Genomic DNA, 12247 nt, shown 5'->3' on the forward strand with positions numbered 1-12247 from the left:
TCGGGTCATTATAGGCCTGATGGCACCTGGCGGCAGTACAAAAGCGCGCCGTTCAGATTATGCGGCGTCGGCCAGGCAGTAGCGGCGCACAAAGCGCTGCAAAATCGCGTGGGCGTCAGGAGTCTGGTTCAGACCGGCGAGCATGGCCCCGACATCCCTGCCGCGCTGATGATGATGTTCGGCGCGGCTGGTAATAATGGCGCGCATAATATCAGCGCTGAATTCCGGGTGGAATTGTACCGACAGGGCATGCGCGGAGTAGCGAATGATCTGGTGGCGGTCGTGTTGCGAAGCACCGAGCACCACGGCGCCGTCGGGGGGAGTAAGAACACTCTGCTCATGGCTGAGAAAAGCGTCAAACTGGCCGGGTAATCCCGCCAGCAGCGCATCGGCCTGGCCCTCATCGTTGAGCGTCACCGCCTTTTGCCCCACTTCGCTGCCCCGGGGATGGTAATCCACCTCGCCGCCCAGCGCATCGGACATCAGTTGATGGCCATAGCAGATCCCCAGTAGCGGCTGCCCGGCATCCATCACATCGCGGATCCAGCCAGCGGTACGTTCACTCCAGGCTTCGCGCGCCGTCACCATCGACCACGACCCGGAGATCACCGCCGCCTGAAAGCTACCCGGCGCCGGCAGTGCGTCGCCTTCGAAAGGGCAAACAATCTGCAATCGGGCCGGAGTGTCGAGCGCCGCCTGAAACCACTGCGGCTGTTCCCCGACCAGGCGACTGACATCATGCGGCGGATGTCCCATTTGAACGATAACCAGCGGTAAATCACCTCGCATTTTCTCTCCCCTTATCGTATTAACCCCGACACGCCACTGCGACATCGGCGCCGGTTCCCCGGTGCAATGTTACGCCTTTGTTATCATCATAGCAGCGCAACCGGGGCTATTTCTCATAACTTATATTTATATCTTTATCTCTGCTTCCGGAGAATGATGCGCAACAGCCCGCCATTCACCGCCATAATGGCAGGGAATTAACGCTACGATTATGCTTAACCGTAAACCATCCATCACCGCCGGGGAATAAGTATCAATATTCATGTCGGGATATTTTATTGATGTTTGAGAGTTATTACCCGGTACCCACAGTGAAAATAATGCATCAGCATTGCCTTACATCAACCCTATTCGCCGATGCCCGGCAGCCGTTGCATTAGCGCCTGAAAGCGGGCACTATACCCCACTCGCTACTAAGGAGAGGCTATGCAGGAACTGATAAATTTACTACAACAGTACGGCATCCAAATTAATCACAGTACAGCGCTGATTGTTATTCTGGCCATTATTTTACTGACGGCGATTATTGTACATCTGATATTGCATAAAATTGTTCTGCGCGCTTTCGAAAAACGCGCCGCCGCCAGCTCACGGCTCTGGCTACAAATCATTACCGGAAATAAATTATTTCATCGCCTGGCGTTTATGCTCCAGGGGATAATTGTTCAGTTCCAGGCCGTGCTCTGGCTGACGAAAGGCAGCGATACCGCGGCCTTTGTCATTACTGGCACCCAGCTGTGGGTGATGCTGTATGCGCTGCTATCCTTTTTCTCCCTGCTGGACGTCATTTACGATCTGTCGCGCAAGTTGCCGCTGGCGTCGCAGTTTCCCCTGAAAGGCATTGTCCAGGGGGTGAAGCTACTCGCCACGCTGCTGATCGGCATTATGATGATCTCTTTGTTGATCGGTAAGTCGCCGGCCATCTTAATTAGCGGTCTGGGCGCGATGGCGGCGGTCCTGATGCTGGTCTTTAAAGACCCGATACTCGGGCTGGTCGCCGGTATTCAGCTTTCCGCTAATAATATGCTGAAGCTCGGCGACTGGCTGGAAATGCCGAAATATGGCGCGGACGGCGCGGTTATTGATATTGGTCTGACAACGGTCAAGGTACGCAACTGGGATAATACCATTACCACAATTCCCACCTGGTCGCTGGTCTCGGATGCATTTAAAAACTGGAGCGGAATGTCGCAATCCGGCGGGCGGCGAATAAAGCGCAGTATTAATATCGATGCCACCAGTATCCATTTTTTATCGGAACAGGAAGAGCAGCGTCTTATTCAGTCGCGGCTGCTCAAACCTTATATTGATGACCGCAAACAACAGATCAGCCATTATAATCGCCAGCATGATATCGCAGAGGATTCCCTGCTCAATGGACGGCGGATGACCAATATTGGCACCTTCCGTGCTTATCTGAATGAATATTTGCGCCATCACCCGCGGATTCGCCAGGATATGACGCTAATGGTGCGCCAACTGGCGCCAGACAGCGCCGGTCTGCCGCTGGAAATATATGCCTTTACCAGTACCGTGGTCTGGCTGGAGTATGAGGCGATTCAGGCGGATATTTTCGATCATATCTTTGCGGTGATTGGCGAATTTGGCTTGCGCATTCATCAGGCGCCCACCGGCAACGATCTGCGCGATGGGCTGGGGTCGCTGCGTTAACTGATTCACGCCGGCGACAGAGGAGGAAAAACGTGGTGTGTCCTCCTTTACCGTCCGGCAATGAGATGCTTCTCACCCCGGCAGAACAGCGTTATATGTCAGCCGCCGGCGCGAATATCGTCATACGCGCGGGTGGTGTCGAATTCGTGCCGGGCAAACGGACACAGGGGAATGATCTTGCGGTTTTCCTGGCGCATACGTTCCACGACCCGCGCCACCAACTGTTTGCCAACCCCTTGCCCTTTCAGGCTGGGGTCCACTTCGGTATGTTCAATAATGGTCAGATGTTCGCCGGTGGGAACAAAAACCACTTCCGCAACCCGGTTGCCGTGCTCATCATTCACATAAAAACTGTTGTTGCCTTCCAGAATCTCCATCTTACCTCTCCGTTATTCAGCGTCTTTCAGACAATATTTCAGCGCGCCGCTCGGGCAGGTGTCGATTACCCGCATCACGGTTTGCGGGTCGACGTTATCCGGCATGATCCACGGCTTACGGCTGAGTTTAAACAGCCGGCTGTCGCCGCGTACGCAGTTACCGGAATGCTGGCAGATAGCCGTATTAAACCAGACATCGATCTTTTCCCCCTGATACCGGCGATACCCGGCATCAGCCAATGATTTTTCCATATCCGCCTCGCTCACTCAGTTTGCTTTGCTATTTCCAGAAAAACTATAGGTGAGTTACCGGCTCCCCGCCCGTTAATCATTCAAAATAGCTTGTGGATCGCATGTCGCAGAGAATTAACGTTTTTTGCGCGCCATCGCACCACATCCCGCAGCATATTCGCCTACACTTATTAAGGAATAAAAATGACACAGGAGGTTTTATGTACAAGACGATTCTGGTGCCCGTGGATATCACGGAAGAAGAGCTTACACAGAAAGTTGTCCCTCACGTACAAACCCACGCGCTGGATGGCGACGCGCAGGTGCATTTTGTGGCCGTGATTACCCCGATGGCGACATTCTATGAATACAGCTATCTACCGCCGGAGAATCTGCTGCCCGGCGACAGCGACCGGGCGAAATCGGCGCTGGAGAAGCTGAAAGAAGCGGTGAAAGTCTTCGGGATCCCTGAGGATCGCGTCCAGTGCAGCGTGGAAATCGGCGCGCCGCGGGATCGCATTCTGTGGCTGGCGGAAGAAATTAAGGCCGACTTGATTATTGTGGCGTCGCGCCGCCCTAACGTGTCCACCTACCTGTTAGGCTCTACGGCCTCTTCGGTGGTGCGCTATGCGAAAACCTCGGTACTGGTGGCACGCTGACGGGTAATATGGGTCGTTGAAACCAGTCAGGGCCGGTCATCCGGCCCTTTATCATTGCCGCACCGGCAGCTAACAAACAAGCAAAATCCGGCTGATAACCACAAAGGAAAAACCACGCATTTTCCTTTGGCAGTCGTATAAAGGGCCGGAAAACCCGGCCCTTTATCATCGTACTGTCTGGTTACTTATTCAGCGCCGGCAAAATATCCTGCCCGGCCTGCCAGATACGATAGCGAACTTCTACTTTTTCCGGTGTGTAGACCACAATCGGTAATTTGCTGTTGTAGCGAATAAACCCTTTCTCGCCCAGCGGCGCACTGACAAAGGCGCTATGTTTCTGATTATCCGGACAGGCCATCATGGTGGAGGCCGGCGCCGCCAGCTTGTCAAAAACATAGTAGTCATAGCCCCAGCCCTCCAGGGTTTTCCGGCCAAACTCGCCGCCAATCATATGGCGATTGCAGTCCACCTCCAGCACCTGACCAATCAGCAGTTCCACTTTAAACAGATCTTCATCCTGCTGCTCTGGCAGATAAATTACCTGTCTTTTCATTCCCTGCTCTGCCTGCGGATAAGGCGCCACTTTTTCAAGCGGCTGACTTTCCGGTTTCTCGCTGGCCAGAGCACCTGTGGATATGGCCGCGGCACAGAGCCCCAGAATCAGTGTTGAGGTAATTTTCATTCTTCATCCTTTACTTAATAAACCCGCGCGCAGACTAGCACACCCCTCCAGGCTCCGGTACCGCAGGCGCATCAGATAAATCCTGTTATTACCTGATGTTTACTAAAATCAACAAAATCGCTTTATTTTTAAATGAGAATGAATATCATTAACAACATCAAATGCCTTAGCGCCACAACAGGTGTTTGATAACGACATTGCTCACATTGCTTCCAGTATTACTTGCCCGCGTCGTCGCTGATGCGGGCTTTTTTTCTTCTGCGTCAGGCCCCCTGGCGGAAACGGCTGCCGTAGCCTAAATAAATAGAGCACCCTCTACAGCAACTAAGGAAACATCATGGGTTATTATGTGATCAAGAAGTCAGAAAAGAGCTCAACACAGCCATGGTATTTTTTACTGAAGGCGGATAACCACGAAACCATCGCCACCAGCGAAATGTACTCCTCAAAAGAGGCGGCGAAAAAAGGGATTGCTTCGGTACAGAAAAACGGCCCCAGCGACACCATCAAAGACGAAACGGTGTAACCCTATCTCCCTGGCGGGGCCAAACGGTCCCGCTATTTATTGTCCCCTACCGCGCAGCATCAGATCGCTTATCGCTAACCAGACGTTTTGGTAGCAGAAAAAGAACTACACCTGGCACAATCTCCCGCAGCGGTTATATTTAACCACCAAAATAAGCATTAAAAGGAGCTGGTTTGTTTTTCGGGCTATTCACCTTACTGCTGACGTCAATGACCGCCCTGATGATGAATTTTCAAAGTACGGTGCAGTTATACGCTGGTAGAGCTGGACTATCCGTACTGACTGCGATGCCAGTGCCCCGCCCACCTGACGGCATAAAAAAAGCCCGTGATTACCCGGGCTAATAAAGTCACTATAGGAAGAGCCGTAAAATCTGTAATACGGACACTGGGCTAAACTTTCGCGCACTGCGGTACGGTGACCACAGGGTAAAACCGCTTCAGACTATACAGCGCCTGATTTACCTTTTGCAGAAAGAATTTTGCGATTGAGTCACTTCCTGGTTACCCCAATCGTAAAGTGCTCGAGGAATATTTAAAGAGCCGGGGGGAATCTGCCTGGTACCGAAATACCTGATACATCCTCAAGCACTTTACGATTATGAAAATCAGCAAACCCGCATCGAATATCGGCCAGCGTACTGGCGATAAATCAGGTGATGCTGTAATGAACAGATTAATAAACTGCGGCAGCAAGATCCAGTTGCCGCCGCTATTTTAAGAACAATCATCGCCGCGCTGATTCAGCGATATTTTGTTCCTTTTCAGCATCGCCACGACCATGGCTGAGTACCCTGTCGGAAGGCTTAATGCTTGATCATCACATGGCGTACCACCGTGTAATCTTCCAGCCCGTAAAGCGAAAGATCTTTGCCGTAGCCGGACTGTTTCTGACCGCCGTGCGGCATTTCACTGACCAACATAAAGTGGGTATTTACCCATGTGCAGCCATACTGTAGCCGGGCGCTGACCCGGTGCGCGCGCCCGGTATCCCGGGTCCACACCGAGGAGGCTAACCCATAACTGGAATCATTCGCCCAGGCGACGGCCTGCTCTTCATCGCTGAACGGGGTGATACTCACCACCGGGCCAAATACCTCACGCCGCACGATATTGTCTTGCTGTCTGGCCCCCGCCAGTACCGTGGGAGCAAAATAATAACCCGGCCCCGGCAGCGGTTCGCCGCCGGTCAGTACCTGGATATGCCCCAGCGCCTTCGCCTCATTGACCGCGCGGGTCACCCGCTCAAGATGGGCCCGGGAACACAACGGCCCCAGCTCAGTGCTTTCATCCTGCGGATCGCCGGCTTTCAGGCTGGCAACCGCTTGTGCCAGCTGTTCGACAAGCTGCGGGTAAATCCCCTGCTGGGCGTAAATACGGCAGGCGGCAGTGCAGTCCTGACCGGCATTATAAAAACCAAACGTGCGGATCCCCTCCACTACCGCCTGCAAATCCGCATCATCGAATACCAGTACCGGCGCTTTACCGCCAAGCTCCATGTGAGTCCGTTTAATCGCTGGCGCCGTATGGCGCAGAATGTGTTCCCCGGTAGCGATGGAGCCGGTTAATGACACCATGCGCACTTTATCGTGACCGGTAAGTCTGTCGCCCACCGTCGCCCCCAGCCCGAACAGGATATTGATAACCCCGGCCGGAAAGATCTCTTTGGCCAGTTGCGCCAGCTTAAAGGCGGTTAATGGCGTGATTTCCGATGGTTTTAAGACCACACAATTACCCGCCGCCAGCGCTGGCGCCAGTTTCCACGCCACCATCATCAGCGGGTAATTCCACGGAGCTATCGAGGCCACCACACCGATCGGATCGCGGCGGATCATGGAGGTATGTCCCTCCAGATACTCTCCGGCCGCCAGTCCGCTCAGACAGCGGCTGGCGCCGGCAAAGAAGCGCAGCACGTCCACCACGGCCGGTATCTCATCATTTAATACGCAGTGCAGCGGTTTGCCGCAGTTCAGAGACTCCAGCCGGGCAAACTCCTCAGCCTGTTGCTCAATGGCCGCCGCCAGCGCCAACAGACACTCTGAGCGGGTTTTTGGCGTGGTCTGGCGCCATGCGTCAAACGCGCGATCCGCCGCCTGCACGGCGTCATCCACCTGTTGCAGGCTGGCCTGCGCCGCCTCCAGTACCACCTCTCCGCTGGCCGGGTTATAAATCGCCAGCGTCTCGCCGGCACCGTTCACTAACTGACCATCAATTAACAGCTGGCTATGCATGGTATCACCCGTTGGTTGTCTGCCTGTCAGCACAAGGCTTTTTCGCCCCACCGTTAAAACTTTGGTTGCCGATTGATTATCTATCCTGCAAAAAAGATACCTTTTCACTATTCTGTGACGGGCAGCGCGTTCTGCTGCCCATCCGGGGTATGTTCCCCCGGGAGTGATTCAGCACTCTGGTGACCATTGTTTTTAACAGTGTAGACAGGGGCGCGGCGTGCGACGGAACTATTGATATTTCCAATGGCGTGACCTGCAACCGGTTTTTGACCCATAAGGAGATTCTGATGACCATTCCAGCCAGCAATCAATTAACGGGTAAAATCAGCCATATTGCCGACGGCGTAGTCAATGATGAAATTAAACTGTCGCTCAGAGATGAAGGAAAGATGAGCCGGAAAGAAACCGGCCGCGTGGTAGCGCTTATTAAAGTCTCGTCAGTGCCGATCGCCGTTAAAACCTGATCGCCCATGCCCCGGCGTCAGTGCCGGGGGATTTATCTCCCCTCACGCATCAACCGCGCCAGCGTTATTACCGCCTGCTCTTCCCGCTCGCCCCACGCCCATGACGCATTAAGGCGAAAACAGTGATGCCAGGCGAGACTGGTGGTAAACATTTTTCCCGGGGCGATGCTGATCTGGTGCTGTAGCGCCGCTTCGCTCAGCGCGCTGGCATCCATGGTTTCCGGCAGTTCTACCCACAGAAAGTAACCGCCGCTACTGTTGTGGACCACCACTTCCGGTGGCAAATGGCGGCACAGCGCCTGGTATGCCTGCTGCTTGCGCTCCGCCAGCGTACGCCTCAGGCGGCGCAGGTGGCTGTCATAGCGGCGGGTCGCCAGATAGTCCACCACCGCCAGTTGCATCGGGGAACTGGTGGACAGGGTACTCATCAGTTGCAGTTGCTGAACGCGCCGGGCGTGTTTACCCGCCGCCACCCAGCCGATACGAAATCCGGCCACCAGCGATTTAGAAAACGACGAGCAGTGCAGCGTATTACCACTGCTGTCCCATGCCCTGGCTGGCAGCGGTTTATCGCGTCCGGCGTACAGTTCGCTATAAACATCGTCTTCAATCAGCGCCACCCCATAGCGGTTCAGTAGCGCGATCAACTGCTGTTTTTTCTCGGCGCTGAGAGTAAATCCCAGCGGATTCTGACCGTTGGTCATCAACCAACAGGCTTTGACCGGGTTATTGGCCAGCGCCTCTTCCAGCGCCGCCAGATCGATCCCTTCATGAATATCCGCCGGCACCGCCAGCGCTTTGAGACGTAGCCGTTCCAGCGCCTGTAGCGCGCCATAAAAACACGGGCTTTCCACCACCACCCAGTCGCCGGGAGCAGTAACCGCCTGCAGGCTAAGGTTGAGCGCCTCAAGGGCGCCGGCGGTCACCACAATTTCATCGGGCGACACATTGATTCCCTGGGCCGCATAGCGCCGGGCGATAGCGTGACGCAACGCCTCGTTACCCGGCGGAAGGCTGTCGATCACGCTTACCGCGGTTGCGGTCTTGCTCACCCGGGCCAGCGAGCGATTTAACTGGCTGAGAGGGAACAAACGCGGATCGGGAAACGCCGAGCCGAACGGCACCACGTTGGCGCGGCAACTGGCCTGCAGCACCTCAAAAATATAGGTATTGATATCAACGGCTTCATCGCGCATTACGCTGACCGGCTGGCGTTTCAGCGCTCCCGGTCGCGGCGCGACATAGTAACCGGACTGGGGGCGAGCCACGATAGTTCCCTGGCTTTCCAGGGTTTGATAGGCGTGGCTGACGGTCATAAAACTCATCCCGCTATGGGCGACCTGCTCGCGCAGTGAAGGTAAACGATCCCCGGGTAGCCAGACCCCCATCTCAATCTGGTCGGCGATTTGCCTGGCCAGCCGCTGATATTTCTTCATGTTCGGCTCCTGACGGCGTCAGTTACTGAAACAGCGGCGTCGGCTTACCGTTATCGTCCACCGCCACAAAGTTAAACTGACCGTGGATCACCTCTTCCCGCCCTTCCCGGTACATATCCTCAAGGAAAATGGTCACCGTTACGGTCAGGCTGGTATTGCCTACCCGGGTCACTTTTCCCGCCAGTTCCACAATGGTGCCGGAGGGGATCGGATGGCGAAAGTTGATTTTTTCAGTCGATACCGTCACCAGCCGCTTGCGGCAAAAGCGCGTAGCGGTAATAAACGATACCTCATCCATCCATGCCAGGGCGGTGCCGCCAAACAGTGTGGAGTGGTGGTTGGTGGTAGTGGGGAAAACGACTTTCGCGACGCGAGTTTCTGACTGGGCGATTTTTTGTTCCATCTGCTCGCTATTCTGACTGCTCATACTGCATAGCTCTTACTGTTGATGACATCAATGGGACATCATCATAACAATAATTTAACCAAAAGAGGCCTCCAGAAGCGCTTTTATCACCACAAATTATATCAGTTAATTATTAATATCCATTTTTAATAAACTGTTATAGGTAAATATCACATTTCTGTTTCTGCCCCCGGCAAACGCCGCTGGTTAGCATAGCGCCAGGTCATTGGCTGTCACGAGGTAGTGATGTTAGCACTCGATGCATTTAATCTGGCGAGGATTCAGTTCGCCTTTACGGTCTCTTTTCATATTATTTTCCCGGCGATCACCATTGGTCTCGCCAGCTATCTGGCGGTGCTGGAATGGCTATGGCTGCGGCGTCGCAATCCGGTCTGGCTCTCGCTGTGGCACTTCTGGGCAAAAATCTTTGCCGTTAACTTCGGGATGGGGGTGGTCTCCGGGCTGGTAATGGCCTTTCAGTTCGGCACTAACTGGAGCGGCTTTTCGCAGTTCGCCGGCAGTATTACCGGTCCGCTGCTTACTTATGAAGTGCTGACCGCTTTCTTCCTGGAAGCAGGCTTTCTTGGCGTGATGCTGTTTGGCTGGAACCGGGTCGGGCCGGGGCTGCATTTCTTCGCTACCTGCATGGTGGCGCTGGGGACCATTATCTCCACCTTCTGGATCCTCTCATCCAATAGCTGGATGCAGACCCCGCAGGGCCACGAAATCATTGATGGCCAGGTAGTGCCGGTCGACTGGCTGGCGGTGGTATTTAATCCTTCCTTCCCTTACCGGCTGTTGCATATGAGTACCGCGGCGTTTCTCAGCAGCGCACTGTTCGTCAGCGCCTCGGCGGCCTGGCACCTGCTGCGCGGCAACGATACCCCGGCAATCCGCCGCATGTTTACCATGGCGCTGGGGATGACGTTGATTGTCGCCCCATTGCAGGCGGTGATTGGCGATCTCCACGGGCTGAACACCCTGGCGTATCAGCCGGCGAAAATCGCCGCTATCGAAGGGCACTGGGAAAATCCGCCCGGCGAAGCGACACCGCTGATTCTGGTGGGCTGGCCGGACATGCAGCGCGAAGAGACCCGCTATGCTGTGAAAATCCCCGCACTGGGTAGCCTGATCCTCACCCACAGTCTCGGGCGCCAGGTGCCGGCGCTGAAAGAGTTTCCCGCCGCCGATCGCCCGAATTCACTGGTGGTGTTCTGGTCATTTCGCATCATGGCCGGGCTTGGCGTCCTGATGATCCTGCTCGGCGCGATCGCCCTGTGGCTGCGCTACCGGCAGCGCCTGTATCACAGCCGCCCTTTCCTGTGCTTTGCGCTGTGGATGGGGCCGAGCGGCCTGCTGGCGATCCTGGCCGGATGGGTAACGACCGAGGTTGGCCGCCAGCCGTGGGTGGTCTATGGACTGCAGCGCACCCGCGATGCGGTTTCCGCCCACGGTGAGCTGCATATGAGCGTCAGCCTGCTGGCCTTCCTGGTGGTTTACTGTTCCGTGTTCGGCGTCGGCTATCTGTACATGATGCGCCTGATTCGCAAGGGTCCGCCGCCGCTGCACACACTGCCCGTTCCCGCGTCCGGCACGCCGGCGCGCCCGCTGTCGGCCATTCCAGATGGAGAGCTACGCTAATGGCTATTGATTTATCGCTGATCTGGTTCGCGATCATTATTTTCGCCATTCTGATGTACATCGTGATGGACGGTTTCGACCTCGGGGTGGGCATTCTGTTTCCGCTGGTGCCGGACGCCGCCGGGCGCGACGTGATGGTCAACAGCGTAGCCCCGGTCTGGGACGGTAATGAAACCTGGCTGGTGCTGGGCGGCGCCGCGCTGTTTGGCGCCTTCCCTCTCGCCTATGCGGTGATTATCGACGCCCTGGCGATCCCGCTGACCCTGATGCTGATCGGGCTGATCTTTCGCGGCGTGGCGTTTGAATTTCGTTTTAAAGCTCCGGCCGCCCATCGTCGCTTCTGGGATGGCGCCTTCCTCGGCGGGTCGCTGATGGCCACCTTCTGCCAGGGGGTGGTGGCGGGCGCGGTAGTCAACGGGATAGCCGTCAGCGATCGCCATTACGCCGGCGGACCTTTTGACTGGCTGAACGCCTTTACCCTGTTCTGCGGTTTCGGCCTGGTGGTGGCGTATGGGCTACTGGGCGCCACCTGGCTTATCGCCAAAGCGGAGGATCCGCTGGCGCGGCAGATGCGGCGCCTGACCCGTGGGTTATTGCCGGTACTGCTGCTGACTTTTCTGGTTATCAGCCTGTGGACGCCGCTGGCTCAGCCAGCCGTCGCCCGGCGCTGGTTTAGTCTGCCGGGTTTCTGGTTTTTACTGCCGGTACCGCTGATGGTGGCCGCCTTCAGCCTCCTGCTGTGGCGTCGGGCGACGGACAGTCAGGTCAATATACAGCCGTTCCTGCTGGCGCTGGGGCTGATATTCCTCGGTTTCGCCGGGCTGGGCATCAGTATCTGGCCGCATCTGATACCTCCGCATGTCACTCTGTGGCAGGCGGCGGCGCCAGCGGCCAGCCAGCGTTTTATGCTGGTCGGCGCGCTGATCATTATCCCGGTGATCCTCGGCTATACGGCGTGGAGCTACTGGGTGTTTCGCGGCAAAGTACCGTCCGGGGAGGGATACCACTGATGGCGCCGTTCTGGAAACGCTTGCTGTGGCTGGCGGCCCTGTGGGGAGGCAGCGTGTTGACGCTTGGCGTCATCAGCCTGCTGTTTCGCCTGCTGATGACCGCCGCGGGGTTCCGTTCCCCGTAA

14 protein-coding genes are annotated in these 12247 nt (G+C 55.8%); 7 read left to right on the forward strand and 7 right to left on the reverse strand.

What is annotated here, in order from left to right:
• Positions 1-57: 57 nt before the first annotated feature.
• On the reverse strand, positions 58-789 hold the full coding sequence (locus tag AQ981_RS02360) for a glutamine amidotransferase (protein WP_058910134.1): 732 nt from the start codon (positions 787-789) through the stop codon (positions 58-60).
• Between the two features lie 426 nt (positions 790-1215).
• On the opposite strand from AQ981_RS02360, the gene AQ981_RS02365 reads away from it, so the two are divergent.
• Positions 1216-2460, forward strand: coding sequence for a mechanosensitive ion channel family protein (locus AQ981_RS02365; protein ID WP_058910135.1), 1245 nt, complete (start codon positions 1216-1218; stop codon positions 2458-2460).
• Positions 2461-2558: 98 nt separating this feature from the next.
• On the opposite strand, the gene AQ981_RS02370 is transcribed toward AQ981_RS02365, so the two are convergent.
• Positions 2559-2837, reverse strand: coding sequence for a GNAT family N-acetyltransferase (locus tag AQ981_RS02370; RefSeq protein ID WP_058910136.1), 279 nt, complete (start codon positions 2835-2837; stop codon positions 2559-2561).
• A 12-nt stretch (positions 2838-2849) separates the two neighbouring features.
• Positions 2850-3089, reverse strand: a complete 240-nt coding sequence (locus tag AQ981_RS02375) for a (4Fe-4S)-binding protein (RefSeq protein WP_058910328.1) — start codon at positions 3087-3089, stop codon at positions 2850-2852.
• Positions 3090-3289: 200 nt separating this feature from the next.
• Between AQ981_RS02375 and AQ981_RS02380 the strand changes: the two genes are divergently transcribed.
• The gene (locus tag AQ981_RS02380; protein WP_058910137.1) at positions 3290-3727 is read left to right on the forward strand and encodes a universal stress protein; all 438 of its coding nucleotides are present in this window, start codon (positions 3290-3292) and stop codon (positions 3725-3727) included.
• Positions 3728-3908: 181 nt separating this feature from the next.
• On the opposite strand, the gene eco is transcribed toward AQ981_RS02380, so the two are convergent.
• A complete protein-coding gene (gene eco / locus AQ981_RS02385) occupies positions 3909-4409 on the reverse strand; it encodes a serine protease inhibitor ecotin (protein WP_058910138.1) in 501 nt (166 codons plus the stop codon).
• Between the two features lie 337 nt (positions 4410-4746).
• Here eco and AQ981_RS02390 point away from each other — a divergent pair, with 337 nt between their 5' ends.
• Positions 4747-4935, forward strand: coding sequence for a YegP family protein (locus AQ981_RS02390; protein ID WP_058910139.1), 189 nt, complete (start codon positions 4747-4749; stop codon positions 4933-4935).
• Between the two features lie 805 nt (positions 4936-5740).
• Here AQ981_RS02390 and patD read toward each other — a convergent pair.
• Positions 5741-7165 (reverse strand): aminobutyraldehyde dehydrogenase, encoded by a 1425-nt coding sequence (gene patD / locus AQ981_RS02395; RefSeq protein WP_058910140.1) that lies wholly within the window; start codon positions 7163-7165, stop codon positions 5741-5743.
• A gap of 287 nt (positions 7166-7452) precedes the next feature.
• On the opposite strand from patD, the gene AQ981_RS27550 reads away from it, so the two are divergent.
• Positions 7453-7629, forward strand: a complete 177-nt coding sequence (locus AQ981_RS27550) for a TOBE domain-containing protein (protein WP_154675891.1) — start codon at positions 7453-7455, stop codon at positions 7627-7629.
• Between the two features lie 32 nt (positions 7630-7661).
• Here AQ981_RS27550 and AQ981_RS02405 read toward each other — a convergent pair whose 3' ends face one another.
• Together AQ981_RS02405 and AQ981_RS02410 are read right to left on the reverse strand one after the other, a co-directional pair.
• The gene (locus tag AQ981_RS02405) at positions 7662-9065 is read right to left on the reverse strand and encodes an aminotransferase-like domain-containing protein (RefSeq protein WP_058910142.1); all 1404 of its coding nucleotides are present in this window, start codon (positions 9063-9065) and stop codon (positions 7662-7664) included.
• A gap of 22 nt (positions 9066-9087) precedes the next feature.
• Positions 9088-9492 carry an acyl-CoA thioesterase gene (locus AQ981_RS02410; protein WP_058910143.1) on the reverse strand — a complete coding sequence of 135 codons (405 nt, stop codon included), beginning with the start codon at positions 9490-9492 and terminating at the stop codon, positions 9088-9090.
• 225 nt (positions 9493-9717) lie between these two features.
• On the opposite strand from AQ981_RS02410, the gene AQ981_RS02415 reads away from it, so the two are divergent.
• From AQ981_RS02415 to AQ981_RS25635, 3 genes are read left to right on the forward strand one after another with little or no spacing between them, the layout of a single operon-like run.
• A complete protein-coding gene (locus tag AQ981_RS02415; protein WP_058910144.1) occupies positions 9718-11112 on the forward strand; it encodes a cytochrome ubiquinol oxidase subunit I in 1395 nt (464 codons plus the stop codon).
• Entirely contained in the window at positions 11112-12122 is a 1011-nt protein-coding gene (gene cydB / locus AQ981_RS02420) for a cytochrome d ubiquinol oxidase subunit II (RefSeq protein ID WP_058910145.1), read from the forward strand. Before AQ981_RS02415 ends, cydB begins: the two co-directional genes overlap by 1 nt.
• Entirely contained in the window at positions 12122-12247 is a 126-nt protein-coding gene (locus AQ981_RS25635) for a DUF2474 domain-containing protein (RefSeq protein ID WP_071608781.1), read from the forward strand. Before cydB ends, AQ981_RS25635 begins: the two co-directional genes overlap by 1 nt.

This window comes from Entomohabitans teleogrylli, from assembly GCF_001484765.1.
Taxonomy (GTDB): Bacteria; Pseudomonadota; Gammaproteobacteria; order Enterobacterales; family Enterobacteriaceae; genus Entomohabitans; species Entomohabitans teleogrylli.

What these genes read in the sequence shown, in the direction of transcription:
- AQ981_RS02360 (WP_058910134.1), bottom strand. Translation starts at nt 789, where the DNA reads ATGCGAGGTGATTTACCGCTGGTTATCGTTCAAATGGGACATCCGCCG.
- AQ981_RS02365 (WP_058910135.1), top strand. Translation starts at nt 1,216, where the DNA reads ATGCAGGAACTGATAAATTTACTACAACAGTACGGCATCCAAATTAAT.
- AQ981_RS02370 (WP_058910136.1), bottom strand. Translation starts at nt 2,837, where the DNA reads ATGGAGATTCTGGAAGGCAACAACAGTTTTTATGTGAATGATGAGCAC.
- AQ981_RS02375 (WP_058910328.1), bottom strand. Translation starts at nt 3,089, where the DNA reads ATGGAAAAATCATTGGCTGATGCCGGGTATCGCCGGTATCAGGGGGAA.
- AQ981_RS02380 (WP_058910137.1), top strand. Translation starts at nt 3,290, where the DNA reads ATGTACAAGACGATTCTGGTGCCCGTGGATATCACGGAAGAAGAGCTT.
- eco (WP_058910138.1), bottom strand. Translation starts at nt 4,409, where the DNA reads ATGAAAATTACCTCAACACTGATTCTGGGGCTCTGTGCCGCGGCCATA.
- AQ981_RS02390 (WP_058910139.1), top strand. Translation starts at nt 4,747, where the DNA reads ATGGGTTATTATGTGATCAAGAAGTCAGAAAAGAGCTCAACACAGCCA.
- patD (WP_058910140.1), bottom strand. Translation starts at nt 7,165, where the DNA reads ATGCATAGCCAGCTGTTAATTGATGGTCAGTTAGTGAACGGTGCCGGC.
- AQ981_RS27550 (WP_154675891.1), top strand. Translation starts at nt 7,453, where the DNA reads ATGACCATTCCAGCCAGCAATCAATTAACGGGTAAAATCAGCCATATT.
- AQ981_RS02405 (WP_058910142.1), bottom strand. Translation starts at nt 9,065, where the DNA reads ATGAAGAAATATCAGCGGCTGGCCAGGCAAATCGCCGACCAGATTGAG.
- AQ981_RS02410 (WP_058910143.1), bottom strand. Translation starts at nt 9,492, where the DNA reads ATGAGCAGTCAGAATAGCGAGCAGATGGAACAAAAAATCGCCCAGTCA.
- AQ981_RS02415 (WP_058910144.1), top strand. Translation starts at nt 9,718, where the DNA reads ATGTTAGCACTCGATGCATTTAATCTGGCGAGGATTCAGTTCGCCTTT.
- cydB (WP_058910145.1), top strand. Translation starts at nt 11,112, where the DNA reads ATGGCTATTGATTTATCGCTGATCTGGTTCGCGATCATTATTTTCGCC.
- AQ981_RS25635 (WP_071608781.1), top strand. Translation starts at nt 12,122, where the DNA reads ATGGCGCCGTTCTGGAAACGCTTGCTGTGGCTGGCGGCCCTGTGGGGA.